The following is a 384-nucleotide window of genomic DNA, read 5'->3' on the forward strand; positions in this document are numbered from 1 at the left end:
TTTCCTTTCCAGCGGCCTGCAACCGGTGCTGGAAGGCGGCCAGGTGCGGAATCGTATTTGGCAACGATGCGGGCAACGAGGAAGAGCACGCCTCGGGGCCCGGCGCGACCGCCACGCACCGGTCTTCGGCCGCTGCGCTTACCGCTGTCATTGGCGATCGGCGCCAAGCCGGCCAGCTTGGCGATGGCTTTGTTGGACAGGATGCCGATCTCGGGCAACTCGGCCATCAGGCGAGCAACGCTACGGGAGGCGATCCCTTTGAGCGAGCGAAAGGCGCGGTCAAGGCATGCCCACAACGGATCGTCGTCGATCAGCGAGGCGATCTCGCCCTCGAGCCTGCGGCTCTGGCGCACGAGCAACGCGATGACCTCATCGAGACTGGCG

At 65.9% G+C, this 384-nt stretch carries 1 pseudogene; it reads right to left on the reverse strand.

Annotated features, from left to right (window positions below):
* Nucleotides 1–384 (reverse strand): annotated as a pseudogene (locus EN780_RS38430) (IS110 family transposase); the annotation flags it as partial.

Origin of the sequence: Mesorhizobium sp. M4B.F.Ca.ET.089.01.1.1 (assembly GCF_004022605.1) — a bacterium.
Lineage (GTDB): Bacteria > Pseudomonadota > Alphaproteobacteria > Rhizobiales > Rhizobiaceae > Mesorhizobium > Mesorhizobium abyssinicae.